Consider the following 1,943-nt stretch of genomic DNA (forward strand, 5'->3'; position numbering starts at 1 on the left):
GGATTGGTAACCATCCGCTGAACGAGGGGCTGGCCCAGGTCGACGCCCGCAAGTGGCACGTCGCGGCGACCTGGTCGACTCGCTCCGGGCGTACCTGGAGGCGGGGTCGAACCTGGAGACGGCCGCGCGGCGGCTGGGCGTGCACCGCAACACCCTGCGCCGCCGCCTGGCCGTCGCCGAACGCGTCTCGGGCCGCCCCCTCACCGACCCCGGGCACCGGCTCCAGCTCTGGCTGGCCCTCTCCCTCGGCGACCTCGTGCCTCCGGGCTAGAGCCCATGGCCGGGCGTTCCTTCAGGGCGGGCGGGTGATCAGGTGGCGAGGGGGAGGGACAGGACGAGGCGGACGCCCCGGGCGAGGGGCTCGGCGCGGACCGTGCCGCCGTGTGCCTCGGCGATCTGGCGCACGATGGCCAGCCCCAATCCCGAGCCGGGCAGCGAGCGGGCCGCCTTGGCGCGGTAGAAGCGGTCGAAGACGAACGGCAGGTCCTCGGCGGCGATGCCGGGCCCCTGGTCGGCGACCGACAGTGTGCCGGTCGCGGTCACCTCGACCAGCACCTCCCCACCCGGCGGGCTCCACTTGATCGCGTTGTCGACGAGGTTGGCGGCGGCGCGTTCGACGGCGTCGGGATCGGCGTGGACCAGGCACTCGGCCAGCTCGTCCCGCAGCCGGACGTGCGGCGCCCGGCCCCGCGCCCTGGCGATCACGCGCTCCGCGACCAGGTCGAGGCGGACGTCCTCGGTGTGGATCTGGACGTCGCCGTACCTGGCCAGCTCCACCAGGTCGTTGACCAGCACCCGCAGCTCGCCGGCCTGCGCGCGGGCCTCGTGGACCAGGGCCGGGGCCTGGGGGTCGGCGGTGCCGCGCCCCTCGCCCAGCAGTTCGAGGTTGGTGATGAGGCTGGTCAGCGGGGTGCGCAGCTCGTGGGAGGCGTCGGCGACCAGGCGCCGCTGGGCCAGCAGGGACTCGTTCAGCGAGCCGGTCATCGTGGTGAACGAGCGGGCCAGCCGGGCGACCTCGTCGCGCCCGCTGCCGTCGAGCCCGCCCGCGGTGAGCGTACGGGTGGCGGTGACGTGCTCGACCACCTCCGTCAGGCGGCCGATGGGGCGCAGCACCCGCCCGGCGAGCAGCCGCGCCCCCATCCCGGCGATCAGCGCGCCGCCCAGGATCAGCGACCCCAGCAGGAGCTTCAGGCTGGTCAGCGTGTCGTCGTCCCGGTCGAGCGGGAACGCGGTGCGTACCAGCGCCTGACCGACCTGGCCCAGCGGAGCCGTGTAGACGCGGTAGCGCGTCCCGCCGTAGCTCACCTCCTGGAAGTACGGCGGGAGCTTGCCCCACGCGACCCCGGTGTCCCTGTCGGAGAGCGGGACGAAACCGGTGGTCGGCCCCGGCTGCACGGGAGGCGGGAAGAACTGCAGCAGCGTGTTGCCCACGGAGACCGGATAATCCGGCAGGGGCGCGCGGGTGGCCTTGAACGAGGCCAGCAGCTGGGGCGCCTGCCCGGCGGCCAGCACCAGCTCGCCGTCGTGCTGGCCGCCCAGCCCGCTCGCCATCGCCGGATAGACCACCAGCGAGGCGATCAGCAGGGCCGCCGCCACCACGGCCGCCCCGGCCAGGGCGACCCTGGTCCGCAGCGTCACGGCTCCTCCCGCAGCACGTACCCCAGCCCGCGCACCGTCTGGATCAGCCGCGGCTCGCCCCCGGCCTCCAGCTTGGCCCGCAGGTAGCTGATGTAGACCCACAGCGCGTTGGAGGACGGGCCGAAGTCGTACCCCCAGACCGCGTCGAAGATCACGCCGCGGCTGAGCACCCGGTTCGGGTTGCGCAGGAACACCTTCAGCAGCGTGTATGGAACGCCCGGTTTTCCTGGGCCAACTGGCGGATCTCGGGCATCGCCTTCTCGACCCGCCGTACGGCGTCGCGGTCGACCTCGAAGTTGTCCTTG

At 73.7% G+C, this 1,943-nt stretch carries 4 protein-coding genes; 1 reads left to right on the plus strand and 3 read right to left on the minus strand.

Annotation, left to right across the window (positions count from 1 at the left end):
- The first annotated feature begins 52 nt into the window (after positions 1 to 52).
- On the plus strand, positions 53 to 271 hold the full coding sequence (locus tag ACWDX9_RS62765; RefSeq protein ID WP_449973363.1) for a helix-turn-helix domain-containing protein: 219 nt from the start codon (positions 53 to 55) through the stop codon (positions 269 to 271).
- A 38-nt stretch (positions 272 to 309) separates the two neighbouring features.
- On the opposite strand, the gene ACWDX9_RS62770 is transcribed toward ACWDX9_RS62765, so the two are convergent.
- From ACWDX9_RS62770 to ACWDX9_RS62780, 3 genes are all read right to left on the minus strand, one after another.
- Complete coding sequence (locus ACWDX9_RS62770; protein ID WP_449973364.1) at positions 310 to 1,638, minus strand: sensor histidine kinase; 1,329 nt, start codon at positions 1,636 to 1,638, stop codon at positions 310 to 312.
- A complete protein-coding gene (locus ACWDX9_RS62775; protein WP_449973365.1) occupies positions 1,635 to 1,832 on the minus strand; it encodes a winged helix-turn-helix domain-containing protein in 198 nt (65 codons plus the stop codon). The genes ACWDX9_RS62770 and ACWDX9_RS62775 overlap by 4 nt, the downstream gene beginning before the upstream one ends.
- A 2-nt stretch (positions 1,833 to 1,834) precedes the next feature.
- Positions 1,835 to 1,943, minus strand: a 109-nt coding sequence (locus tag ACWDX9_RS62780) for an SAM-dependent methyltransferase (RefSeq protein WP_449973366.1), incomplete at its 5' end; no start/stop codon positions are given.

The sequence above is a fragment of the Nonomuraea sp. NPDC003201 genome (assembly GCF_053590415.1).